The sequence below is a fragment of the Serratia inhibens genome (assembly GCF_003591175.1).
Classification (GTDB): domain Bacteria; phylum Pseudomonadota; class Gammaproteobacteria; order Enterobacterales; family Enterobacteriaceae; genus Serratia; species Serratia inhibens.
The window spans coordinates 108347-133173 of sequence record NZ_QYYG01000012.1 but is presented as its reverse complement, the minus strand read 5'-3'; the positions used below and the strand labels follow the sequence as shown (position 1 = coordinate 133173).

Annotated in this window: 18 protein-coding genes, 1 tRNA gene and 2 rRNA genes; 14 read left to right on the top strand and 7 right to left on the bottom strand. The window is 59.0% G+C overall.

The window, feature by feature from the left end; genetic code table 11:
• The first annotated feature begins 4 nt into the window (after positions 1-4).
• The 7 genes from rrf (D4100_RS24310) (at position 5) to aceK (ending at position 6856) form a co-directional block, all read left to right on the top strand.
• A 5S ribosomal RNA gene (gene rrf / locus D4100_RS24310) occupies positions 5-120 on the top strand.
• A gap of 13 nt (positions 121-133) precedes the next feature.
• Positions 134-209, top strand: a tRNA-Thr gene (locus tag D4100_RS24305).
• Between the two features lie 51 nt (positions 210-260).
• A 5S ribosomal RNA gene (gene rrf, locus D4100_RS24300) occupies positions 261-376 on the top strand.
• 383 nt (positions 377-759) lie between these two features.
• Complete coding sequence (metA, locus tag D4100_RS24295; protein WP_004948912.1) at positions 760-1689, top strand: homoserine O-acetyltransferase MetA; 930 nt, start codon at positions 760-762, stop codon at positions 1687-1689.
• Between the two features lie 388 nt (positions 1690-2077).
• Complete coding sequence (gene aceB, locus D4100_RS24290; protein ID WP_004948910.1) at positions 2078-3676, top strand: malate synthase A; 1599 nt, start codon at positions 2078-2080, stop codon at positions 3674-3676.
• Positions 3677-3723: 47 nt separating this feature from the next.
• Positions 3724-5031, top strand: a complete 1308-nt coding sequence (aceA, locus tag D4100_RS24285; RefSeq protein ID WP_004948909.1) for an isocitrate lyase — start codon at positions 3724-3726, stop codon at positions 5029-5031.
• A gap of 70 nt (positions 5032-5101) precedes the next feature.
• Positions 5102-6856, top strand: a complete 1755-nt coding sequence (aceK, locus tag D4100_RS24280) for a bifunctional isocitrate dehydrogenase kinase/phosphatase (protein ID WP_004948906.1) — start codon at positions 5102-5104, stop codon at positions 6854-6856.
• A gap of 27 nt (positions 6857-6883) precedes the next feature.
• On the opposite strand, the gene D4100_RS24275 is transcribed toward aceK, so the two are convergent.
• From D4100_RS24275 to iclR, 5 genes are all read right to left on the bottom strand, one after another.
• On the bottom strand, positions 6884-7525 hold the full coding sequence (locus D4100_RS24275) for a bifunctional 4-hydroxy-2-oxoglutarate aldolase/2-dehydro-3-deoxy-phosphogluconate aldolase (protein ID WP_004948904.1): 642 nt from the start codon (positions 7523-7525) through the stop codon (positions 6884-6886).
• Between the two features lie 43 nt (positions 7526-7568).
• On the bottom strand, positions 7569-9383 hold the full coding sequence (gene edd / locus D4100_RS24270) for a phosphogluconate dehydratase (RefSeq protein ID WP_004948899.1): 1815 nt from the start codon (positions 9381-9383) through the stop codon (positions 7569-7571).
• Positions 9384-9493: 110 nt separating this feature from the next.
• Positions 9494-10831, bottom strand: a complete 1338-nt coding sequence (gene gntU / locus D4100_RS24265) for a gluconate transporter (protein ID WP_004948895.1) — start codon at positions 10829-10831, stop codon at positions 9494-9496.
• The gene (gene gntK / locus D4100_RS24260; protein ID WP_004948892.1) at positions 10828-11367 is read right to left on the bottom strand and encodes a gluconokinase; all 540 of its coding nucleotides are present in this window, start codon (positions 11365-11367) and stop codon (positions 10828-10830) included. Before gntK ends, gntU begins: the two co-directional genes overlap by 4 nt.
• A 236-nt stretch (positions 11368-11603) precedes the next feature.
• On the bottom strand, positions 11604-12434 hold the full coding sequence (iclR, locus tag D4100_RS24255) for a glyoxylate bypass operon transcriptional repressor IclR (protein WP_004948889.1): 831 nt from the start codon (positions 12432-12434) through the stop codon (positions 11604-11606).
• A 182-nt stretch (positions 12435-12616) separates the two neighbouring features.
• Here iclR and metH point away from each other — a divergent pair, with 182 nt between their 5' ends.
• Positions 12617-16327: a methionine synthase gene (metH, locus tag D4100_RS24250; protein WP_119805420.1), complete on the top strand. Its 3711-nt coding sequence runs from the start codon at positions 12617-12619 to the stop codon at positions 16325-16327.
• A gap of 74 nt (positions 16328-16401) precedes the next feature.
• Here the strand turns inward: metH and D4100_RS24245 are convergent, their stop codons facing one another.
• Complete coding sequence (locus D4100_RS24245; RefSeq protein WP_004948880.1) at positions 16402-17127, bottom strand: UTRA domain-containing protein; 726 nt, start codon at positions 17125-17127, stop codon at positions 16402-16404.
• Between the two features lie 192 nt (positions 17128-17319).
• Between D4100_RS24245 and D4100_RS24240 the strand changes: the two genes are divergently transcribed.
• From D4100_RS24240 to D4100_RS24215, 6 genes are all read left to right on the top strand, one after another.
• Positions 17320-18381, top strand: coding sequence for an ABC transporter substrate-binding protein (locus tag D4100_RS24240; RefSeq protein WP_004948876.1), 1062 nt, complete (start codon positions 17320-17322; stop codon positions 18379-18381).
• An 11-nt stretch (positions 18382-18392) separates the two neighbouring features.
• Positions 18393-19190, top strand: coding sequence for an alkaline phosphatase family protein (locus D4100_RS24235; protein ID WP_119805419.1), 798 nt, complete (start codon positions 18393-18395; stop codon positions 19188-19190).
• Positions 19191-19198: 8 nt separating this feature from the next.
• The gene (locus tag D4100_RS24230) at positions 19199-20038 is read left to right on the top strand and encodes an ABC transporter permease (protein ID WP_013814769.1); all 840 of its coding nucleotides are present in this window, start codon (positions 19199-19201) and stop codon (positions 20036-20038) included.
• A 17-nt stretch (positions 20039-20055) separates the two neighbouring features.
• A complete protein-coding gene (locus D4100_RS24225; protein WP_119805418.1) occupies positions 20056-20841 on the top strand; it encodes an ABC transporter permease in 786 nt (261 codons plus the stop codon).
• A gap of 3 nt (positions 20842-20844) precedes the next feature.
• The gene (locus D4100_RS24220; protein WP_119805417.1) at positions 20845-21837 is read left to right on the top strand and encodes an ABC transporter ATP-binding protein; all 993 of its coding nucleotides are present in this window, start codon (positions 20845-20847) and stop codon (positions 21835-21837) included.
• 295 nt (positions 21838-22132) lie between these two features.
• On the top strand, positions 22133-23782 hold the full coding sequence (locus tag D4100_RS24215) for a Na/Pi cotransporter family protein (RefSeq protein WP_119805416.1): 1650 nt from the start codon (positions 22133-22135) through the stop codon (positions 23780-23782).
• Between the two features lie 92 nt (positions 23783-23874).
• Here D4100_RS24215 and panS read toward each other — a convergent pair whose 3' ends face one another.
• On the bottom strand, positions 23875-24792 hold the full coding sequence (gene panS / locus D4100_RS24210) for a ketopantoate/pantoate/pantothenate transporter PanS (RefSeq protein WP_065506681.1): 918 nt from the start codon (positions 24790-24792) through the stop codon (positions 23875-23877).
• Positions 24793-24827: the final 35 nt, after the last annotated feature.

The window sequence follows — 24827 nt, the reverse complement described above, 5'->3', positions numbered from 1 at the left end:
TTTGCCTGGCGGCAATAGCGCGGTGGTCCCACCTGACCCCATGCCGAACTCAGAAGTGAAACGCCGTAGCGCCGATGGTAGTGTGGGGTCTCCCCATGCGAGAGTAGGACACTGCCAGGCATCAAATTAGTGTGCTGATATGGCTCAGTTGGTAGAGCGCACCCTTGGTAAGGGTGAGGTCCCCAGTTCGACTCTGGGTATCAGCACCACTTTATTTAAAGTGGGTTTAGAAGTTCGGCAAAAAGAATTAAAAGAATTTGCTTGGCGGCAATAGCGCGGTGGTCCCACCTGACCCCATGCCGAACTCAGAAGTGAAACGCCGTAGCGCCGATGGTAGTGTGGGGTCTCCCCATGCGAGAGTAGGACACTGCCAAGCATCAATTAAAGCAACAAGCCCTATGCGAAAGCATAGGGCTTTTTGTTTTATCTATTTTTGGGTGTTCTACACGAGCATGGGCATGCGAAAAGCCCGTCGGGAAACGGGCTTCAACGCCGCTTGCGGCGGCCCCAAAGGGGTGAGTCTCAGGATGAGACGAATATTGTAGGACACTGCCAAGCATCAATTAAGCCGAGAGGCCATCCGAAAGGATGGCCTTTTTGCTTTTCAGCATTTGCCCGATAACGGTGCTTCATCCCCCTAGGTTCTCAGCAATGAAACATTTTCACCTTACCGTTGAACACTCGACATTGAGCCAAAAAAACGCTATCTTCGGGCATCTAGAAGTCTAAACGTATAAACGGATGTGTGAGGATTAAGCAATGCCGATTCGTGTTCCTGATGAGTTACCTGCAGTCAGTTTCTTGCGCAATGAGAATGTCTTTGTGATGACATCCTCTCGGGCAAAAACACAGGAAATCAGGCCGTTGAAAGTACTGATCCTCAACCTGATGCCAAAGAAGATCGAGACGGAAAACCAGTTTTTGCGTCTACTTTCCAACTCTTCGCTGCAAATTGACATCCAGCTGCTGCGCATCGACAGCCGTGAGTCGAAGAACACGCCGGCGGAGCATCTGAACAATTTTTACTGTGATTTTGAAGACATTCAGGATCAGAACTTCGATGGCCTGATCGTGACCGGCGCGCCGCTGGGGTTAGTTGATTTCTGTGACGTTGCCTACTGGCCGCAGATAGAACGCGTTATCGACTGGGCGAAGAACCACGTCACCTCCACGCTGTTCGTGTGCTGGGCGGTCCAGGCCGCGCTGAATATCCTCTACGGCATCCCGAAGATGACGCGTGAGGAGAAGCTCTCGGGCGTTTATCAGCATCAGACATTGCAGCAGCATGCACTGCTGACTCGTGGCTTTGATGAGACCTTCCTGGCACCGCATTCACGCTATGCGGACTTCCCTACAGAGATTATTCGTCAATACACGGATCTGGACATTCTGGCCGAGTCGGAGCAAACCGGGGCTTATTTATTCGCCAGCAAAGACAAGCGACTGGCATTTGTGACAGGCCACCCTGAATATGATGCGTTGACGTTAGCGGGGGAGTATTGTCGCGATAACGAGGCCGGCCTTAACCCTGTCGTTCCGCTAAACTACTTCCCCGATGATAACCCCGAACTCACTCCAAAAGCCTCCTGGCGCAGCCATGGCCATCTGCTGTTCGCCAACTGGCTGAACTACTATGTCTACCAGATCACGCCGTACGATCTGCGCCATATGAACCCCACTCTCGAGTAACGTTTTTTACCTTTACCGGCGGCTGAATCGAGGCCGCCGATGTCTTTTCCTCCTGGCCAGAACCCATTTTCCACTCCAAATTCTCAATAAAATCCATTCATTAACAAACACTTATTTTATATTCTGATATTTAATGGAACCGGTTTCCTTGTCGGTTAAATTCGTTATTCAAATTAACTTATTGATAATTATAGGTTAATAAAATATTTAATATTAAAATGGAAATCGTTTTTGATTTTTATTTTTAGTTGAGTATTCTTAGATCCAATGGGGTTGAGATCTGACCAGCCGAGATCGTTTTGCATGCCCTGATCCACATTGATTTCTGATGAAGAAGCACCTGTCTTCTGGCGACGGCGGGTGCGCAACAATGGGAAGGAGTAAGACAATGACGCAACAGATAGTAGGCACGGAGTTAACGTTTACGCAGGGTTTTACCGCTGCTGAGCGACAGGTGTTAACGGATGACGCGGTCGAATTCCTGGCGGAACTGGTGAGTAAATTTACTCCACAGCGCAACAAGCTATTGGCTGCGCGTGCCTGCTGGCAGCAGAAGATCGATCAAGGCGATCTTCCTGGATTTATTTCGGAAACCACTTCCATTCGTGAGAGTGAGTGGAAGATCCTGGGTATTCCCGATGATCTGCGCGACCGCAGGGTAGAAATCACCGGGCCGGTTGAACGCAAGATGGTGATCAATGCCTTGAACGCCAATGTGAAGGTGTTTATGGCCGATTTCGAAGACTCGCTTGCACCTAGCTGGGACAAAGTGATCGAGGGGCAAATCAACCTGCATGATGCAGTGAACGGCACCATCTCCTATACCAACGAAGCCGGAAAGATTTATCAGTTGAAGCCAAACCCGGCGGTATTGATCGCCCGTGTACGCGGCCTGCATCTGCCGGAGAAACACGTGCAGTGGCAAGGGGAAGCGATCCCCGGCGGCCTGTTTGATTTCGCACTGTATTTCTTTCACAACTACCGCCAACTGCTGGAAAAAGGCAGCGGCCCTTACTTCTATCTGCCGAAAACCCAGTCCTGGCAGGAAGCGGCCTGGTGGAGCGAGGTATTCAGCTTTACCGAGGATCGCTTTGATCTGCCGCGCGGCACCATCAAAGCCACGGTACTGATTGAAACGCTGCCGGCGGTCTTCCAGATGGATGAGATCCTGTATCACCTGCGCGACCATATCGTCGGGTTGAACTGCGGTCGTTGGGATTACATCTTCAGCTACATAAAAACGCTGAAAAACCATGCTGACCGAGTGTTGCCGGATCGTCAGTCGGTCACGATGGACAAATCGTTCCTCAGCGCCTATTCCCGCTTGCTGATCAAAACCTGCCATAAACGTGGCGCCTTCGCGATGGGCGGCATGGCAGCGTTTATCCCGAGCAAAGACGCCGAGAAAAATGCCTGGGTGCTGAACAAGGTGCGGGCGGATAAAGAGCTGGAGGCCAATAACGGTCACGACGGCACCTGGGTGGCGCACCCAGGGCTGGCGGACACCGTGATGGAAGTGTTCAGCCGGGTACTCGGCGAGCGCCGCAACCAGTTGGAAGTGCTGCGTGAAAGCGATGCGCCGATCAGTGCCGCGCAACTGCTGGAGCCTTGCGACGGCGAGCGGACCGAAGCCGGTATGCGTGCCAACATTCGCGTGGCGGTGCAATACATCGAGGCCTGGATCTCAGGCAACGGCTGCGTACCGATTTACGGGCTGATGGAGGATGCGGCGACGGCAGAAATTTCCCGTACCTCGATCTGGCAGTGGATCCACCATGAAAAATCCCTCAGCGACGGCCAACTGGTCACCAAAGCGCTGTTTCGTAAGATGCTTGCCGAAGAAGTTCTCGTTATTCAAGAAGAACTCGGTGAGCAACGTTTCAGCCACGGGCGTTTTACCGAGGCCGCGCGCCTGATGGAGAAAATCACCGTTTCAGATGAGCTGATCGATTTCCTGACATTGCCCGGCTACGAATTACTGGCCTGAAAACATTCCTGAACATTAACCCTACATTATTGAAAAGGATAAAAATTATGTCTACCTCACGTACTCAACAGATTCAACAGCTGGAACAGGAATGGAAATCGGCCCGCTGGAAAGGCATCACTCGCCCGTACAGCGCCGAAGACGTGATCAACCTGCGTGGCTCAGTCAACCCGGTTTGCACTCTGGCGCAGAACGGCGCTGCCAAACTTTGGGATCTGCTGAATGGCAAATCACGCAAAGGCTACGTTAACTGCCTGGGGGCGCTGACTGGCGGCCAGGCGTTGCAGCAGGCCAAAGCGGGCGTCGAGGCGATTTACCTGTCTGGCTGGCAGGTGGCGGCGGATGCCAACACCGCGACCGCGATGTACCCGGACCAGTCGCTGTACCCGGTGGACTCGGTGCCGACGGTGGTTGAGCGCATCAACAACACTTTCCGCCGCGCCGATCAGATCCAGTGGTCCAACAAGATTGAACCGGGCAGCAAAGGTTACACCGATTTCTTCCTGCCGATCGTCGCCGATGCGGAAGCCGGCTTTGGCGGCGTACTGAACGCCTACGAACTGATGAAAGCGATGATTGAAGCCGGTGCCGCCGGGGTGCATTTCGAAGACCAACTGGCGGCGGTAAAAAAATGCGGCCATATGGGCGGCAAAGTGCTGGTGCCAACCCAGGAAGCGATCCAAAAGCTGGTTGCCGCGCGTCTGGCAGCCGACGTACTCGGCGTGCCAACGCTGGTGATTGCGCGTACGGATGCCGATGCGGCTGATTTGCTGACATCCGATTGCGATCCTTACGACAGCGAATTCGTTTCCGGTGAACGCACCGCCGAGGGCTTTTTCCGCACCCATGCCGGCATCGAACAGGCGATCAGCCGCGGGCTGGCCTACTCCCCTTATGCGGACATGGTGTGGTGTGAAACCTCAACCCCGGATCTGCAAGCGGCCAAGCGTTTCGCCGACGCGATCCATGCCAAGTTCCCGGGCAAGCTGCTGGCCTACAACTGCTCGCCGTCGTTCAACTGGAAAAAGAACCTGGACGATCAGACTATCGCTCGCTTCCAGGAAGAGCTGTCCGCGATGGGCTACAAATACCAGTTCATTACCCTGGCCGGCATCCACAGCATGTGGTTCAACATGTTCGATCTGGCACACGCTTATGCGCAGGGTGAAGGCATGAAACACTACGTCGAGAAGGTGCAAGAGCCGGAATTCGCCGCCGTTGCGCGTGGCTACACCTTTGCCTCACACCAGCAGGAAGTGGGCACCGGCTACTTCGATAAAGTCACCACCATCATTCAGGGTGGCGCATCCTCGGTGACCGCGCTGACCGGTTCGACGGAAGAGCAACAGTTCTGATGGAACTGCGCTGATAACGGGTATTCCGGAGCCTGCTTATGCAGGCTCTGTTTTCTGGCGGGAGGTAAGGATGGCGGCAAAACTGGAGTTGTTGATCGCACAGACGATCCTGCAGGGCTTTGATGCGCAATACGGCCGTTTCCTCGAGGTGACCGCCGGCGCGCAGCAGCGCTTTGAGCGGGCGGATTGGCCTGCCGTACAGCAGGCGATGAAAAAGCGTATCCATCTGTATGATCATCATGTCGGTCTGGTGGTGGAGCAACTCAAGTGCATCACCGGGCAAAAATATTTTGATGCGGATTTCCCTTGCCGGGTGAAAGCGGTCTATACCGATCTGTTGCCGGAGTACCCGCGTTTTGAGATTGCCGAGAGCTTCTTCAATTCGGTCTATTGCCGTCTGTTCCGGCACCGCGATCTGACGCCGGAAAAGCTGTTTGTTTTCAGTTCGCAGCCGGAAGGGCGTTTTCGCGACATCCCGCGCCCGCTATCGCGCAATTTTACCGCCGGCGGCGACGTCCCGGCGATGCTGCACACCTTGCTGACCGATTTACCCCTGCGCCTGCCGTGGGAGAACTTGCCGCGCGATATTCATTACATCACCCTGGCATTGCAGCAAAGCTTCAGCGCACAGCAACTGGCGGGGGCAACGTTCCAGATCGCCAATGAACTGTTTTATCGCAACAAGGCCGCCTGGCTGGTTGGCAAACTGCGGTTGCCAGACGGCGTTTATCCTTTCCTGCTGCCTATTCATCACAGCGATTCCGGCGCGCTGTTTATCGACACCTGCCTGACCAGCAAGGCCGAGGCCAGCATCGTGTTCGGCTTCGCCCGCTCGTACTTCATGGTTTATGCACCCTTGCCGGCGGCTATGGTCGAGTGGCTGCGCGAGATCCTGCCGGGTAAAACCACCGCCGAGTTGTATATGGCGATTGGCTGCCAGAAGCACGGTAAAACAGAGTGTTACCGCGAATACCTTAGGTTCATGGCCCGCTCGCAGGAGCAGTTCATCATCGCGCCAGGGGTTAAGGGCATGGTGATGCTGGTGTTTACTCTGCCGTCGTTCGATCGGGTGTTCAAAGTGATCAAAGATCAGTTTGCACCGCAAAAAGAGGTGACGCAGGCGCAGGTGATGGCCTGTTACCAACTGGTGAAAGAGCACGATCGCGTCGGGCGTATGGCGGATACCCAGGAATACGAGAATTTTGTCGTCGACAAGGCGCGTCTCAGCCCGGAACTGTTGGCGGAGTTGCAGCGCGAAGTGCCGGGCAAGCTGGAGGATCTGGGCGATCGCGTCGTGATCAAGCATCTGTATATGGAAAGGCGCATGACGCCGCTGAACCTGTATCTGGAGCAGGCCAGTGAGCAGCAGATACGCGATGCGATTGAGGAGTACGGCAACGCCATCAAGCAACTGGCGGCGGCCAATATCTTCCCCGGCGATATGCTGTTCAAGAATTTCGGCGTGACCCGTCACGGGCGGGTGGTGTTCTACGATTACGATGAAATTTGCTACATGACCGAGGTGAATTTCCGCGATATCCCGCCGCCGCGCTATCCGGAGGACGAACTGGCCAGCGAGCCGTGGTACAGCGTGTCGCCGAACGACGTGTTTCCGGAGGAGTTCAGGCATTTCCTGTGCGGCGATCGACGCATTCGCCAAGTGTTTGAAGAGATGCACAGTGACCTGTTCGAGGCCGACTACTGGCGCGGGTTGCAACAGCGTATCCGCGATGGGCATGTGGAAGATGTGTTCGCTTACCGCAAGAAGCGGCGTTTCAGCCAGCGCAGCGGCACGGCGCTGCCCGCGACATCCGCCACCGCGTAGAAGCGCGGCAAGCCGCGCCCGATACGATTAAGCCACGGCACCCGCAACGGCTGCGCGCGCCAATTCGGTGATGCGCGCGTAGTCGCCGTTTTCCAGCGCATCCGCCGGCACCAGCCAGGAGCCGCCGATGCACAGCACGCTTTTCAGCGCCAAATAGTCGCGGTAGTTACCCGGTGAAATGCCACCGGTGGGGCAAAAGCGCACCTGCGGGAACGGGCCGCCGATCGCCTGCAGCGCTTTCACGCCGCCGTTGGCTTCCGCCGGGAAGAACTTGAACTCGCGCAGGCCATAATCCATACCCAACATCAGTTCAGACACGGTACTGATACCGGGAATTAACGGGATCGAACCGGCGGTGGCCGCTTTCAGCAACGCGTCGGTCAGGCCCGGGCTGATGGCGAACTGTGCGCCGGCGTCGGTCACCTGCTGCAACTGCTGAGGGTTAATCACGGTGCCTGCACCGATAATCGCGTCCGGCACTTCCTGGGCAATGGCGCGGATCGCGTCCATCGCGCAGGCGGTGCGCAGCGTCACTTCCAGCACCCGCACGCCGCCGGCGACCAGGGCTTTTGCCAGCGGAACCGCATGTTCGAGCTTGTTGATGACGATCACCGGTACGACCGGCCCGGCCATCAGGATTTGCTCTGCGCTTGTCTTCCAATTGTTCATTAACGATGTTCTCCAGTTATGGCCGCCGCGGCCATGCTAACGATTAAAATTTGATGCAGCAGGCACCTTGTTCAGCGCCGGAAAGCTGGCTGCGCAAGGCGCCGAACAGTTCGCGGCCGCAACCGACGTGTTCCGCGCTCAGGTCCGGCTGAGAAGGGGCGCGCTGCGCCAGCACATCGGCATCGACCAACAACTCCAGCTCGCCGGTGCGGCCGTTAACGCGGATCGGGTCGCCGTTTTGCACCTTCGCCAGCAGGCCACCGGTGTAGGCTTCCGGGGTAACGTGAATCGCGGAGGGCACTTTGCCGGAAGCGCCTGACAAGCGGCCGTCGGTCACCAGCGCCACCTTGAAACCGCGGTCCATCAACACGCCCAGCGGTGGCATCAGCTTGTGCAGCTCCGGCATGCCGTTGGCCTGTGGCCCCTGGAAACGCACCACCACCACGCAGTCGCGGTCCAGTTTGCCGGCCTCGAACGCTGGTACGATGTCGTGCTGGCTTTCGAAGACTACCGCCGGCGCTTCGATAATCTGATTGTCGGTCGGCACCGCCGAGGTTTTCATCACCGCCCGGCCGAGGTTGCCGGAAAGCACCTTGGTGCCACCGTGATGTTCGAACGGTTGGGCAAGGCTGGCGATAACCTTGGCGTCGAGCGAACTTTCCACCCCTTCACGCCAGGCCAGTTGGCCGTTATCCAGCCACGGCTCCTGGGTGTAACGCGCCAGGCCAAAACCGGCCACGGTGTGCACGTCCTCGTGCAGCAGGCCATGCTTCAAAAGCTCGCGTACCACCAAGGCTACGCCGCCCGCAGCCTGGAACTGATTGATGTCCGCCGGGCCGTTCGGGTAGATGCGGCACAGCAGCGGCACCGCATCCGACAGTTCTGAGAAATCGTCCCAGTTGATGATGATGCCTGCGGCGCGCGCCATCGCCACCATGTGCATGGTCAGGTTGGTGGAGCCGCCGGTGGCCAGCAGCGAAACAATGCCGTTCACCACCACTTTCTCATCCACCAGTTGGCCGACGGGCAGATAATTGCCGGCGGTTTCGGTCAGGCGGGTGACCTGGCGTGCGGCGGCGTCGGTCAGCGCGTCGCGCAGCGGCGTGGCCGGGTGAACAAAGGACGCGCCCGGCAGGTGCAGACCCATCACTTCCATCACCATCTGGTTGGTGTTGGCGGTGCCGTAGAAGGTGCAGGTGCCGATGCCGTGATAAGAGGCGGCCTCCGCTTCCAGCAGCGCCAGGCGGTCAGCCTTGCCTTCGGCGTACAGCTGGCGCACGCGCACTTTCTCTTTGTTCGGCAGACCGCTGCTCATCGGGCCGGCGGGCACAAACAGCGCCGGCAAATGGCCGAAGGACAGGGCGGACATCACCAGACCCGGCACGATTTTGTCGCAGATGCCGAGGAACAGCGCACCGTCGAACATGTTGTGCGACAGCCCGATGGCTGAAGACATAGCGATTACGTCGCGGCTCATCAGCGACAGCTCCATGCCGTCCTGCCCCTGGGTCACGCCGTCGCACATCGCCGGTACGCCGCCGGCTACCTGGCCGACAGCGCCTACCGCGTGCAGCGCCTGTTTCAGCCGCTGTGGGTAGTTCTCATACGGCTGGTGGGCGGAAAGCATGTCGTTATAGGCGGTGATGATGGCGATATCGCTGCGCACCATATTTTTCAGCGCGGTTTTGTCATCCGGCTGGCAGGCGGCAAAGCCGTGCGCCAGGTTGCCGCAGGCCAGTTGGGCGCGGTGCACGGTTTGGGAGCGGGCGGCCTCGATGCGCGCCAGATAGGCGGTTCGGCTCTCTTTGGAGCGTTCGATGATGCGCTGTGTGACACGAGATAGGGTTGGATTAAGCATACCTTCCTCACATTGCTGTTGTTATTGACGTCGCCAGTGGCGCTGCCCCCGGGGGTTGATTGCAGCCCTGATGTGCAATGACCGGGGGCGGGTTATGTCGTTATATTTTTTTAAAACAGGGTGAAGGCGACCATGCCGATGATCCCACCCACGCTGCCCAGAATGGTTTCCATCACCGTCCAGGTTTTCAGCGTTTGCAGTTCGTTGGCGCCGGTAAATTTACCGAACAGCCAAAAACCGGCGTCGTTCACGTGGCTGAGTACGATCGAGCCGCCGGCGATGCAGATAGCCAGCGCGGCCAGTTGTCCACCGCCCAGCCCCAGTTGGCTGGTGACCGGCAGCACCAGGCCGACGGTAGTCAGGCAGGCGACGGTCGCAGACCCCTGAATCACCCGCACTACGGCGGACAGCGCGAAACAGGCTACGGCGATCGGCAGGCCGGCGCCGATCATGGCATCACCCAGCGCCGGGCCAACGCCGGAATCCACCAGGATCTGTTTGAACACGCCGCCCGCGCCGGTCATCAGCAGAATAATCCCGGCGGGTTGCACCGCCGCAGAGCAGATGGCCAGCGTTTGTTCATTGGTCATGCCGCGCGGTTTCGCCAGGCCGTAAATCACGATCAGACAGGCGATCAGAATGGCGGTGAACGGGTGGCCGATAAACTCCAGCCACTGCTGCAATTGCGAGCCGGGCGTAACCAGTCGCGCGCCAATGGTTTTCATGCCGACCAGCACCAGCGGGCAGAGTACCAGCGCCAGGCTAAAGCCAAATGACGGCAGATTGCCTTTATTGAGCGTAGGTTCGTTTTCCTCCGCCGGCATTGGCCAGTTAACGAAGCGGCTGATAAAGCTGCCGTACAACGGACCTGCAATCAGCATGCCGAGAGTGGCGGCGACCAGCCCGATGGCGATCATCCAGCCGAAATCGGCCTTCATCTGCGAAGCCAGCAGCATCGGCACTGGCCCCGGCAGCAGGAACGAGGCGGCTGCCGCGACCCCGGCAAACAGCGGAATAGCCAGCTTGACGATGTTGCCGTCGGTGCGGCGCGCCACGGCAAATACGATGCCGATCAGCAGCACCACCGCCACGTCAAAGAACAGCGGCAGGGCGCAGATCAAACCGGCGATGCCGAGGGCATAATGTGCTTTGCTCTGACCGAAACGTTTCAGTAAATGCGCCGCAATTTGGTCCAGCGCGCCGACTTCATGCAGGATCTTGCCGAACATGGCTCCCAGCGCCACCACAATCGCCAGAAACCCCAGCGTATCGCCCATGCCTTTCTGCATGGTGTCGGCGATGCGGTCGAGCGGCATGCCGGAGAAAATACCGGCGGCGATAGACACCAGCATTAACGCGACGAAGGCGTGCATGCGCGCCTTCATCACCAGGAATAACAGCAGTAAAACCGAGCCGACTGCGGTACCGACCAGCGTTATCGTACTCACGCGCACACGTCCTGTGGCAGGAAGCTTTGGATATGGCGCACCGTATCGGCAATTACGCCTTCCAGCGGCTGATTGATGTCGACGGCCATCACGTCGCTTTCATCGACGCCCGGCTGTTCCAGCGCGGCGAACTGGGTGACCAGCATTTGCGGTTTGAAGAAGTGGCCGTTGCGCGCTGCCAGGCGGGCTTCGATCACCGGGAAATCACCGTGCAGATAGATGAATGACAGGTTGCCGTTACCGGCGCGCAGGCGATCGCGGTAATGCTTTTTCAGCGCAGAGCAGACGATGATCGACACGCTATTGGTGCGCTGCATGGCGAAGGCGGCGTCGTTGAGCGCGGCCAGCCACGGGGCGCGGTCATCATCGTTGAGCGGCTCACCGGCGGCCATTTTCAGGATATTGCTGCGTGGATGCAGGAAATCGCCGTCGAGGAACCCGGCGGACAGTTGGCGGGCGGTCGCCGCGGCCACGGCGGATTTGCCGCTGCCGGAAACGCCCATGATGACGTAGATTCGGTTTTGATTGTTGGTCATGGCTTAGCTCCAAAACGGCAAACAGGGTTAGTTGACAGGTGTTGTTACCGGTAACATGTTATCGGTAACATTGTCGAAGGAAGTTTGGCCGGTTGCAATGGGCTTTAGCTGTGAGGATCGTTAACTGTGATCGGCTTCAAGGTTTTTTCGGGGCTGGAAACACTCTGCCTACAGAGTTTTACATGCTGACAACAGCATGAGATACGGGGCGCCGCTGGCGGCGCCACGGGGTCTCTTCAGCGTACGCCGCCGTACTCCAGACTGATCTCTTTCGCTGCGTGGATCACCAGCGCGCCCAGCTCAATTACGCGGTTATCGGTGATGCGCGACACCGGACCGGAGATGGAAATGGCGGCGAAGGCTTCCCGGTGCTCGTCGAAGATGCAGGCCGCCACGCAGCGCAGGCCGAGGGCATGCTCTTCGTCGTCGAAGGAAAAGCCCTGTTTGCGGATCTGCGCCAGCCCTTCCTTCAGATTATGCGGCGTCATCGTATGTTGGGTGTAGGTCTGCATGCCCTTTTTATGCAGCAGTTTGGTGACTTGCTCATCCGACAGGGTAGAGAGAAAAGCCTTCCCCGCGCCGGAGGCATGCATCGGCAGTTTACCGCCGATCGGCGCCGACATGCGCATCAGCGCGGTGCATTGCACCTGATCGATAATGATGGCCTGATACTCGCTGGTATCCAGCACGGCCAGATTGACCGTCTCGCCGGATTCTTCCATCAGACGGCGCAGCGTCGGGTGCACCATCGCCAGCAGATTACGGCTTTGCAGAAAGCTGCTGCCGACCACAAAGGCGTGTGAGCCAATGGTCCACAGGCCCAGATCGCCCACCTGCCGCACGAATCCCTGCTGTTGCATGGTGGTGAGCAGGCGGTGAGTGGTGGAATTCGGCAGCCCGGCCTGCTGGGCCAGATCGGTCAGCGCCACGTTTCCCTGGGCTTCGGCAATGTATTCCAGCAGTTTCAGGCCACGGGTCAGCGATTGAACCTGACCGGTCGCCGCGCTGGCGGCCGGCGAGGCGGCGCGGGGCTTTTTGCCGCGTTTGGCGGGAGCGGGGGTGACCATAATTCGCATTCCTCTTTCCGTATGATGGAATTCATTTTCGTTTTTTGCAGATGAATTGCAAGCCGTCTGTCATCTCATCGGATGTGTTGTCGGGCAACCTGAAAAACTCTCAATTGCCGCGCGCCACTTTGGCCCCACAAGCTGTGCTAGGATGACTCGTTGGTTTTTGCGGCAGTTAAGCGATGGGCTGGATGGCAATTGAAGGGGTTACAGTGACAAATCGAGTAGAACAGCTGCGCCGGCAGTTAGCACAGCGCATTTTAGTGTTGGACGGCGGCATGGGCACCATGATCCAGAGCTACCGGCTGGAAGAGAGCGATTTTCGCGGCGAACGTTTTGCCGACTGGCAGAGCGATCTGAAAGGCAATAACGACCTGCTGGTGCTGACCAAGCCGGAAGTGATTACCGCGATCCACTACGGTTATCTGGAAGCGGGCGCCGATATTCTCGAAACCAACACCTTCAACTCCACCACCATCGCCATGGCCGACTACCACATGGAGTCGCTGTCAGCCGAGATTAACTATCAGGCCGCTTGTCTGGCACGCGCCTGCGCCGACGAATGGACCGCGCGCACGCCGGATAAACCGCGCTACGTGGCCGGGGTGCTTGGCCCGACCAACCGCACCGCTTCCATTTCGCCGAACGTCAACGATCCGGCATTCCGCAATGTCTCCTTCGACGAACTGGTGGAAGCCTACCGCGAATCAACGCGCGCGCTGGTGGAAGGCGGCGTCGATCTGATCATGATCGAAACCATTTTCGATACCCTGAACGCCAAAGCGGCCGCCTTTGCGGTGGAAACCGAATTCGAAGCGTTGGGCGTGGAGTTGCCGATCATGATCTCCGGCACCATCACCGACGCCTCCGGCCGTACCCTGTCCGGCCAAACCACCGAAGCCTTCTATAACTCGATGCGCCACGTCAAGCCGCTGAGTTTTGGCCTGAACTGTGCGTTGGGGCCGGACGAGCTGCGTCAATACGTTGCCGAGCTGTCGCGCATCTCGGAAACCTACGTCACCGCACACCCTAACGCCGGTTTGCCCAACGCTTTCGGTGAGTACGATCTGGACGCGCAAGAGATGGCGAAACAGGTGGGCGAGTGGGCGCATGCCGGTTTCCTCAATATTATCGGCGGTTGTTGCGGCACCACGCCGGAGCATATCGCCGCAATGGTCGATGTGGTGGCGGGCGTACCGCCGCGCCCCTTGCCGGATATCCCGGTAGCCTGCCGTTTGGCCGGCCTTGAACCGCTGAATATCGACGCCAAAACGCTGTTCGTCAACGTCGGTGAACGGACCAACGTCACCGGCTCTGCGCGCTTCAAACGGCTGATTAAAGAAGAAAAATATAACGAAGCCTTGGCCGTGGCGCGCCAACAGGTGGAAAGCGGCGCGCAGATAATAGATATCAACATGGATGAAGGGATGCTGGACGCCGAAGCGGCGATGGTGCGTTTTCTCAGCCTGATTGCCGGCGAGCCGGACATCGCCCGGGTGCCGATCATGATCGACTCCTCCAAATGGTCGGTGATCGAAAAAGGCCTGAAGTGCATTCAGGGCAAAGGCATCGTTAACTCCATCTCGATGAAAGAAGGTGAAGAGGCCTTTATTCACCACGCCAAACTGGTGCGCCGCTACGGCGCGGCGGTGGTGGTCATGGCGTTTGACGAGGTTGGCCAGGCCGATACCCGCGAGCGCAAGTTCGAGATCTGTCGCCGCGCCTATAAAATTCTGACCGAACGCGTCGGCTTCCCGCCGGAAGACATTATTTTTGACCCGAACATCTTTGCCGTCGCCACCGGTATCGAAGAGCATAACAACTATGCCGTCGACTTTATCGAGGCCTGCGCCGACATCAAAACCCACCTGCCGCACGCGATGATCTCCGGCGGGGTGTCCAATGTGTCGTTCTCGTTCCGCGGCAACGATCCGGTGCGCGAAGCGATCCACGCGGTCTTCCTGTACCACGCGATCCGCAACGGCATGGACATGGGCATCGTCAACGCCGGGCAACTGGCGATCTACGACGATCTGAGTGACGAACTGCGTAACGCGGTGGAGGACGTGATCCTCAACCGCCGTGACGACGGTACCGAACGCCTGTTGGATCTGGCGGAAAAATATCGCGGCAGCAAAGACAACGAAGTGGCGGTGCAGCAGGCGGAATGGCGCGGCTGGCCGGTGGAAAAGCGGCTGGAATACTCGCTGGTGAAAGGCATTACCGAGTTTATCGAGCTGGATACCGAAGAGGCCCGCCAGCGTGCGGAACGCCCGATCGAAGTGATCGAAGGGCCGCTGATGGCGGGGATGAACGTGGTCGGCGACCTGTTCGGCGAAGGCAAGATGTTCCTGCCGCAGGTGGTGAAGTCCGCCCGCGTGATGAAGCAGGCGGTGGCCTATCTGGAACCCTACATCGAGGCCAGCAAGCAGAAAGGCACCACGGCGGGCAAAATCCTGCTGGCGACGGTGAAGGGCGACGTGCATGACATCGGCAAAAACATCGTCGGCGTGGTGTTGCAGTGCAACAATTACGAAATCGTCGATCTGGGCGTGATGGTGCCGACGGAGAAAATCCTGAAAACCGCACGCGAACAGAACGTGGACATCATCGGCTTGTCGGGGCTGATCACCCCGTCGCTGGATGAAATGGTCAACGTGGCGAAAGAGATGGAGCGCCAGGGCTTTACCCTGCCGCTGCTGATTGGCGGCGCGACCACTTCCAAAGCGCATACCGCGGTGAAGATTGAACAGAACTACAGCGGCTCGACCACCTACGTGCAAAATGCCTCCCGCACCGTGGGCGTAGTGTCGGCGTTGCTGTCCGATACTCAGCGCGACGATTTTGTGGCGCGTACCCGCAAAGAATACGAAACCGTGCGTATCCAGCATGCGCGCAAAAAACCGCGCACCCCGCCGGTCAGCCTGCAGAAAGCGCGTGATAACGCCATGGCGCTGGATTGGGAAAACTACCGGCCGCCGGTGCCGAAGCAGCTTGGGGTACATGCGGTGGAGGCCGGCATCGAGACGCTGCGCCAGTACATCGACTGGACACCGTTCTTTATGACCTGGTCGCTGGCAGGTAAATACCCGCGGATTCTGGAAGACGAGGTGGTGGGGGAGGAGGCCAAGCGCCTGTTCGCCGATGCCAACCACATGCTGGATATGCTGGCCGCCAACGGCAGCCTCAACCCGCGCGGCGTCTACGGCCTGTTCCCGGCCAACCGCGTCGGCGACGACATCGAGGTGTATCGCGACGAAAACCGCGACGAGGTGCTGGTGGTCAGCCGTCACCTGCGCCAGCAGACCGAGAAAACCGACTTCCCGAACTACTGCCTGGCGGACTTCGTCGCGCCGAAAAGCAGCGGCAAGGCCGACTATTTCGGTGCTTTCGCCGTGACCGGCGGTCTGGAAGAGGATGAGCTGGCGGCGGCCTATGATGCGCAGCATGACGATTACAATAAAATCATGATCAAGGCGTTGTCCGATCGCCTGGCGGAAGCTTTCGCCGAGTACCTGCATGAGCAGGTGCGTAAATTGCACTGGGGCTTTGCCGCTGACGAGAACCTGAGCAACGAAGAGCTGATACGCGAGAATTACCAGGGCATCCGCCCGGCGCCGGGCTACCCGGCCTGCCCGGAGCATACCGAGAAAGCGGAGATCTGGCGCCTGCTGGACGTTAACCGCCACACCGGCATGGAGCTGACCGAATCCTTCGCCATGTGGCCGGGAGCGGCGGTGTCGGGCTGGTACTTCAGCCATCCGGAGAGCAAGTACTTTGCGGTGGCGCAGATCCAGCGCGATCAGGTGGAAGACTATGCGGCGCGCAAAGGCATGAGCACCAGCGAAGTTGAACGCTGGCTGGCGCCTAACCTGGGCTACGACGCCGACTGATGACGCAGGGGCGCTGCACACGGCGCCCTTGTCAGCCAGTTCCTCTCGTAAGGGGCCAACATGTTGGCCCCTTCTTATCCCTCGTCGTTCGCCACCGCCTCGACATCAATGTGCAGCGCGTCGTAGCGCCAATACTCCAAATCGCAATCAATCACCCGATCGTGTTGATCCCGGTTCACCCGGGTAATAAACAGCGACGGGCTGCCGTAGGTGACCTTCAGCATCGTGGCTGCCTCTTGCGGTAACAGGGTCGGCAGCATATCGAAGCGCACCCGGCCATAACGGATACCGTAGCGCTCTGCGTACAGCGAGGTCAGCGACTGCGTCAAATCGGCATCTAGGATACCGGCGAAGTAGGCCGGGTTGAGGTAGTGCTCGCAATACAGCACTGCACGCCCGTCGATAAAGCGTAGCCGGCGGATGCGGTAAACCTCTGCGCCCTCCGGCAGCTCCAGCCGCCGAGCCAGGGCGGCGTCGGCCTGCACGTGGCCACTGTCGATCACCTGGGTGTGGGCGTCGCGCCCCTGCTGCTGGGCCATGGCGTGGAAGTGGCTGCGCTGCAACGGGTTGTACACCAACCGCGGCGGTGAGATAAACCAGCCGCGCCTCACCTGACGGTAAATCACCCCTTGCGCCTCCAACTGGCCGAGCGCTTCCTGCAGCGTAATGCGGGTGGTGGAAAACTGCTCGCTCAGGGCGCGTTCGGAAGGCAGTTTGCCGCCAGTATTAAATTCCCCCGCGACAATACGGGCGTTCAACGCCTGACAGATGGTCGACACGGTAGTCGATACTTCACTCATGCCACAAATGCCCCATTTCAGTGCGTATTGCTCCCGTTAAGGTAGACCAGCGGGCGGCCTCTTGAGGCGTAAATGAGATAAAACTGCTGCTTTTTTGGGCTGACATATAATTATCACATTCGTCCGTTAGATTGGCTTGGTTCTTGCTGGACTAGTCCAGACACTCCCACACTACCACCTGGAGCATCTGTTATGAAACGTTTGTGCGCTTCTGTGTTAACCAGTGCCATTGTACTGACCAGCCAGATGAGCTGGGCCGCGGATCCCGATCTGGCTGCGCTGGAGCAGGCCGCCAAGAAGGAAGGTGAAGTCAACAGCGTCGGCATGCCGGACAGCTGGGCCAACTGGAAAGACACCTGGCAGGATCTGCAGAGCAAGTACGGCTTGAAGCATCTCGATACCGACATGAGCTCGGCGCAGGAAATCGCCAAGTTCGACGCGGAAAAGGGCAATGCCACGGCCGATATCGGTGACGTGGGCGCGGCATTCGGCCCCATCGCGGTGCAAAAAGGGGTAACCCAACCTTATAAGCCGTCCACCTGGGAGCAGGTGCCTGGCTGGGCGAAAGACAAGGATGGCCATTGGGCGCTGGCCTATACCGGCACCATCGCCTTCATTATCAACAAACAGCAGGTGAAAGAGATCCCGCACAGCTGGGCCGATCTGCTGAAAGGCACTTATCAGGTCACCATCGGTGACGTCGGTACCGCCTCGCAGGCGGCAAGCGGCGTGCTGGCGGCCACTTACGCCATGGGCGGCAACGAGAAAAACCTGAAGCCGGGTCTGGAGTTCTTCGGCAAGTTGGCCAAGGCAGGGCGCCTGAGCCTGAGCAACCCGGTGATCGCCTCGCTGGAAAAAGGCGAAGTGCAGGTCGGCGTGGTGTGGGACTTTAACGGCCTGAACTACCGCGACCAGATCGACAAAACCCGTTTTGAAGTGTTGATCCCGTCCGACGGCTCAATCACGTCAGGCTACACCACCATCATCAACAAATTCGCCAAACACCCGAACGCCGCCAAGCTGGCGCGTGAATACATCTTCTCCGACGCCGGTCAGATCAACCTGGCACGCGGCTATGCTCGCCCGATCCGTGCGGAACACCTGACGCTGCCGGACGACGTAAAAGCTAAGCTGTTGCCGGCCGAACAGTATAAAAACGCCCACCCGATCGCCGATCCGGCGGCCTGGGAGCAAAGCGCCAAAACGCTGCCGCGCCAGTGGCAGGAAAACGTCATTATGTTTATGCAGCAGTGAGTTAAACCATCATGAAAACGATCCTCGTACTGCTGGACGGCCTGAACTATCAGGTGGCGCATGATGCCATGGGGTATCTGCAGGCCGAGTGTGCGGCAGGGCGCGGACGGTTGTATCAGCTGGAGAGCGAGCTGCCTTCGCTCTCTCGGCCGCTGTATGAATGCATCCTCACCGGCGTGCCGCCGGTGGAGAGCGGCGTGGTGCATAACCAGGTATCGCGCCTCTCGCATCAACAAAGCGTGTTTCACTATGCGCGCGCCGCAGGGTTGACTACCGCTGCGGCCGCCTACCATTGGTTCAGTGAGCTGTATAACCGTACCCCGTTCGACGCCGCGCGCGATCGCCATACCGACGATGCCGAACTGCCCATTCAGCACGGCCATTTTTATTACGACGACCGCTACCCGGACTCCCATCTGTTTGACGACGCCGAAAGCCTGCGCCGCCGTCATCAGCCCGATTTCCTGCTGATCCATCCGATGAACATCGACGATGCCGGGCACCGCTTCGGCCTGTCTTCATCGCAGTACCGTAACGCGGCGCGCAATGCCGACGGCGTGCTGTCGCGCTATCTGGGCGACTGGTTAAGGGCCGGATATCAGGTGATGGTGACGGCCGATCACGGCATGAATGACGACCGCAGCCACGGTGGTGTATTGCCGGAGGAGCGACAGGTGCCGCTGTTCGTGTTCGGTGCGGCTTTCAGCCAGAACGACGCCAACCCGCAGCAAACCGACCTGTGCGGCACGCTGTGCGAGGTGCTGCAGGTGGCGCACGACAAGCCGCGCTGCCGTGCGCTGTTGGCATAAGGGTGAACATGAAAGCTAAGTGGATTGCCGCGCTGTGCCTGCTGCCGTTTATTCTGCTGTTCGGCGCGTTTCAAATCGCGCCGCTGGTGTGGATTGCGGTCAGCAGTTTTTTCAGCCAGACCAGCGGTTGGGGGCTGGGCAATTACGTTGACGTCCTGACCTCGCCGTTCTATTTGCAGGCGTTTCAGTTCTCGCTGGAGATTTCCCTCTGGTCGAGCGTTTACGGGCTGCTGATTGCCCTGGTCGGCAGTTACTCGCTGCGTCAATTGGGCCAGACGCGGTTCCACGATTTTGTGATGTCGTTTACCAATATGACCAGCAACTTTGCCGGGGTGCCGCTGGCCTTCGCCTTTGTCATCCTGTTGGGGTTGAACGGCTGCCTGACGTTGCTGCTGCGCAAGTACGGCCTGATGGAGAGTTTTAATCTTTACTCCAAAACCGGGCTGATCGTGCTTTACACCTACTTCCAAATCCCGCTGGGCGTATTGCTGTTGTACCCGGCGTTTGATGCGCTGCGCGAAGACTGGCGCGAGTCGGCATCGCTGCTCGGCGCCAGCCCGTGGCGCTACTGGCGGCATATCGGCCTGCCGGTGCTGGCGCCGGCGCTGATGGGCACCTTTGTCATCCTGCTGGCTAACGCGCTGGGCGCCTATGCCACGGTATATGCGTTGACCACCGGCAATTTCAACGTGATACCGATACGTATTTCGTCGCTGGTGGCGGGGGATATTTCCCTCGACCCGAACCTGGCCAGCGCGCTGGCGATGCTGTTGGTGGCGATGATGGCGTTCATTACCCTGATCCACCAATGGCTGTTGCGCAGGAGTTACCTGAATGCGCGCTCATAATGTTGCGGAGGGCGGCCATGTCCCGTTTTGAAACCGGCTACCACCGCGTGGTGACCAGTCTGCTGTTGCTGATCCTGCTGCTACCGCTGGCGGCGACGCTGATTTACGCGCTGGCCACTCAGTGGGGCGCCACCATCCTGCCGGACGGTTTTACCCTGAAGTGGGTGACGGCGTTGTGGAGCGATCCCCGTTTCCTGCTGGCGCTGTGGCACTCGTTGCTGATCTGTTTCGGCACCCTGGTGCTGGCGGTGGTGGTGATTTTGCCGATGATGTTCGTGATTGCGTACTATTTTCCCAAACTGGACGCGGCGATGAACGTGCTGATCCTGTTGCCGTTCGCCGTACCGCCGGTGGTGTCGGCGGTCGGGCTGATGCAGCTGTTCGCCGCCGATCCGCTGCCGCTGCTCGGTACGCCCTGGATCCTGATCGGCTGCTACTTCTCGATTGCTCTGCCGTTTATTTACCGCGCCATCAGCAACAACATGCAGGCGATCAACCTGCGCGATCTGATGGATGCGGCACACCTATTGGGCGCCAGCACCTGGCAGGCGGCGCTGCTGGTGGTGCTGCCGAACCTGCGCAAGGGCGGGATGATTGCGGTGCTGCTGTCGTTCTCGTTCCTGATTGGCGAATTCGTCTTCGCCAACCTGCTGGTGGGCAGCCAGTATGAAACGCTGCAGGTTTATCTCTATAACATGCGCAACGGCAGTGGCCACTTCACCAGCGCACTGGTCATTTCTTATTTCGCCGTGGTGCTGATTGTCACCTGGCTGGCGAATTTGCTGAATAAAAATAAGGGTTAACGCATGGCATATCTCACCGTCACCCGCCTCAACAAACGCTATGGCCAAACCCAGGTGTTTCAGGATATCGATTTCACCGCCGAGGAGGGCGAGTTCGTCACGCTGCTCGGGCCGAGCGGCTGCGGTAAATCCACGCTGCTGCGTTGTCTGGCGGGGCTGACGTCGGTCGACAGCGGGCAAATCTTGCTGCAGGGCCAGGATCTGGTGCCGGTGCCGCCGCAAAAGCGCGGCATCGGTATGGTGTTCCAGAGCTATGCGCTGTTCCCGAACATGACCGTTGAAGGCAACGTGGCGTTTGGTCTGAAAATGCAGAAACTGGCGGCCGGGCAGATCCAGCAGCGGGTACAGGAAGTGCTGGCGCTGGTGGAGTTGACCGAACTGGCGAAGCGTTACCCGCATCAACTGTCCGGCGGGCAGTGTCAGCGGGTAGCGCTGGCGCGATCGCTGGTGACCCGCCCGCGTCTGCTGCTGCTCGACGAGCCGCTGTCGGCGCTGGATGCACGTATCCGCAAGCACCTGCGCGAGCAGATTCGCCGTATCCAGCGTGAACTGAATCTGACGGCAATCTTCGTCACCCACGATCAGGAAGAGGCGCTGACGTTGTCGGATCGCATCGTGCTGATGAACAAGGGCCAAATCGTGCAGAGCGGCGATGCGGAAACCCTGTACACCCAGCCGGCTAACGTCTTCGCCGCCGGGTTTATCGGCAACTACAACTTGCTGAGCGCCGAACAGGCGAGCGCACTTACCGGTCGTAACTATGCCGGCAAGGTGGCGATACGCCCTGAATCCATCGCGCTGCTGCCGGCCGGGCAGGGGATCGAGGGGGTGATCCTCAGCCATAGCCTGCTGGGGAATGTGGTACGCTACCGTGTCCAGGTTCGTGGCGTCGAGCTGCTGGTTGACGCGCTCAACCGGTCGGTCGAGGATTTGCGGCCCGACGGCAGCGAAATTGGGCTACACTTGGAAACTGTTACATTACGGGAAGTTGCATGACTTCGCTGCGGCAATCAATGATAACTCCAGGGTAATGCCTGCCATTGCGTTAACCCTCCAATATGCGGTCTGCAGCCTGTTACCGCTGTCCTGCCCGACTACCGCCCGGCAGGCAGGATAGCCTGCCATACCCGTCACCTTTCAAGCAGCAGGTGTGTTGGCCGTGCGGTCTCACCCCAGTCACTTACTTGGGTAAGCTCCTGGGGATTCACGCGCTTGCCGCCGTCCTGCAGCCCGAAATTCATAGGGTATGGATTTGATTTTTCCTGCCGGGCGTTAATGGAGCGTATTTTCCGTGTTGACCCTTCTTCACCTGCTTTCCTCCGTGGCGCTGTTAGTGTGGGGTACTCACATCGTGCGCACCGGGATTATGCGGGTCTACGGCGCTAATCTGCGCCGGGTATTGAGCGACAGCGTCGAGAAAAAGCCGCTGGCGTTCGTCTCCGGTATCGGCGTAACCGCGCTGGTGCAAAGCAGCAACGCCACCGCGCTGCTGGTCACCTCGTTCGTCGCGCAAGGGTTGGTGGGGCTGGCACCTGCGCTGGTGATCATGCTGGGCGCCGATGTCGGCACCGCCTTGATGGCGCGAGTGCTGACCTTCGACCTCTCCTGGTTGTCGCCGCTGTTGATTTTGGTCGGCGTTTTCCTGTTCCTCAGCCGCAAGCAAACCCGGGTTGGTCAAATGGGACGCGTGTGCATCGGCCTTGGGCTGATCGTACTGGCGCTGGAGCTGATCGTGGCCGCCGCGACGCCCATTACCCAGGCGGCGGGCGTGAAGGTGCTGTTCTCGTCGCTGACTGGCGACGTGATGCTGGATGCCCTTACCGGCGCGTTGTTCGCCATCGTCAGCTATTCCAGCCTGGCGGCAGTGTTGCTGACCGCCACCCTGACCGCCTCCGGCGTGATCTCGCTGAAAGTGGCGCTGTGTCTGGTGATCGGCGCCAATCTCGGCAGTGGCCTGTTGGCGGTCATCAATACCAGCGGCCAGAACGCCGCCGGCCGTCGGGTGGCGCTCGGCAGCCTGCTGTTCAAGCTGATTGGCTGCGTGTTGGTGCTGCCGTTTGTCTCTTATCTGGCAGAGGTAATGACCCGTCTGCCGGGCGAAAACGAAGAACTGGTGATCTACTTTCACGTCTTCTACAACCTGATCCGCTGCCTGGTGCTGATCCCGCTGGCCGGGCCGATGGCGCGTTTATGCGAAACCCTGATCGCCGACGTGGCGGCTGACGATCCCCGTCTGCGGCCGCGACACCTGGACGCCAGCGCGCTGGATACGCCGACGCTGGCGCTGGCCAATGCGGCACGTGAAACCCTGCGCATGGGCGACGTGGTGGAGCATATGATGATCCTGCTCCGCGAAGTGCTGCACGGCAATAATGGACAGGATAAAGAGGTGTGCCGGTTAGACGACGATGTCGACGTGCTGTATACCGCCATCAAGCTGTACCTGGCGCAGATCCAGAAAGAGGATTTGGGCGAGGAAGATTCGCGCCGCTGGGCGGAAATCATCGAAATGGCGCTGAACCTGGAGCAAGCCGGGGACATCATTGAGCGCATGACCGGCGACGTGGCGGCGAAATCGCACGCGGCGCGGCGGGCGTTCTCGGCGGAAGGCTTGGCGGAGCTGGATACGCTGCATGAGCGGTTGGTCGGCAACCTGCGGCTGAGTTTGTCGGTGTTCCTGTCCGGCGATCTTACCAGCGCCAAACGGCTGCGGCGCTCCAAGCACCGTTTCCGCATTCTGGATCGCCGCTACGCGCATGCGCACGTCGACCGCCTGCATCAGCAGAACGTGCAAAGCATCGAAACCAGTTCGCTGCATCTGGGACTGTTGGGGGATATGAAACGCCTGAACTCGCTATTCTGCGCCGTGGCTTATAACGTGCTGGATCAGGATGAACGCGATGATGAGCGTGAGTGGGACGATACGCCGAGCACGCTGTAAAAAATGCCTGCCTTGGCATCAAACCTGTTGGAGGAAATACGACATTTCGCAGAAGCGGGATGGGGCGCAAATGACTGCGCCCCGGGGTGAGATTATTTTTTCTTGATCGGTCGGCCAGACCAGTACCCTGCCAGCAGCGAGCCGGAAAGGTTATGCCACACGGAGAACAGGGCGCCCGGCAGCGCGGCCAGCGGTGAGAAGTAAATTTTGCCCAGCGTCGCCGCCAGCCCTGAATTCTGCATGCCGACCTCAATGGCCAGCGTGCGGCAGGTGGATTCGTCAAAGCCGAACAGCTTGCCGCCCCAGTAACCGCTCAACAAGCCAATGCCGTTATGCAGGATCACCGCGATGATCACCACCAGCCCGACAGAGGCGATGTGACTCTGGCTGCCTGCGACCACCGCACTGATTATCGCCAGGATGCAGACCATCGACAGCGCCGGCAGGAACGGCTCGATACGTTTGACGGTTTTGGTAAAGGTGTGATGCACGATCAGGCCGAGGCCAATCGGGATCACGACGATCTGCAGGATACTCAGCAGCATGCCCATCACATCGACGCTGATTTCGGTATCGACATACAGGCGAGTCAGCAGCGGCGTGGCGAATACGCCCACCAGAGTGGAGACCGCCGAAATGGTCACAGACAGCGCGACGTCCCCTTTTGCCAGGTAGATCATCACGTTGGAGGCGGTGCCGCTGGCAACGCTGCCGACCAACACCATACCGGCGGAAAGATCCGGCGGCATATGGAACAGCATCGCCAGCAACCAGGCCGCCAGCGGCATGATCAGATAATGCAGAAAGATGCCCGCAGCCACCGGCGCGGGGCGTGACAGTACGCGTTTGAAGTCATCCAGCCGCAGCGTGACACCCATGGCGAACATGATCAGCATCAGCAGTGGGCTGACGTACGGACCAATACCGGTGAAGGTGGTGGGCGCAGCGTAGGCGGCGGCGGCGAGCAGCACTGCCCACAGGGGGAATAATCGGGTTAGTAATGCCAGCATGAGTACGGTTTTCCTTAGCCAAAATGGAACTATGG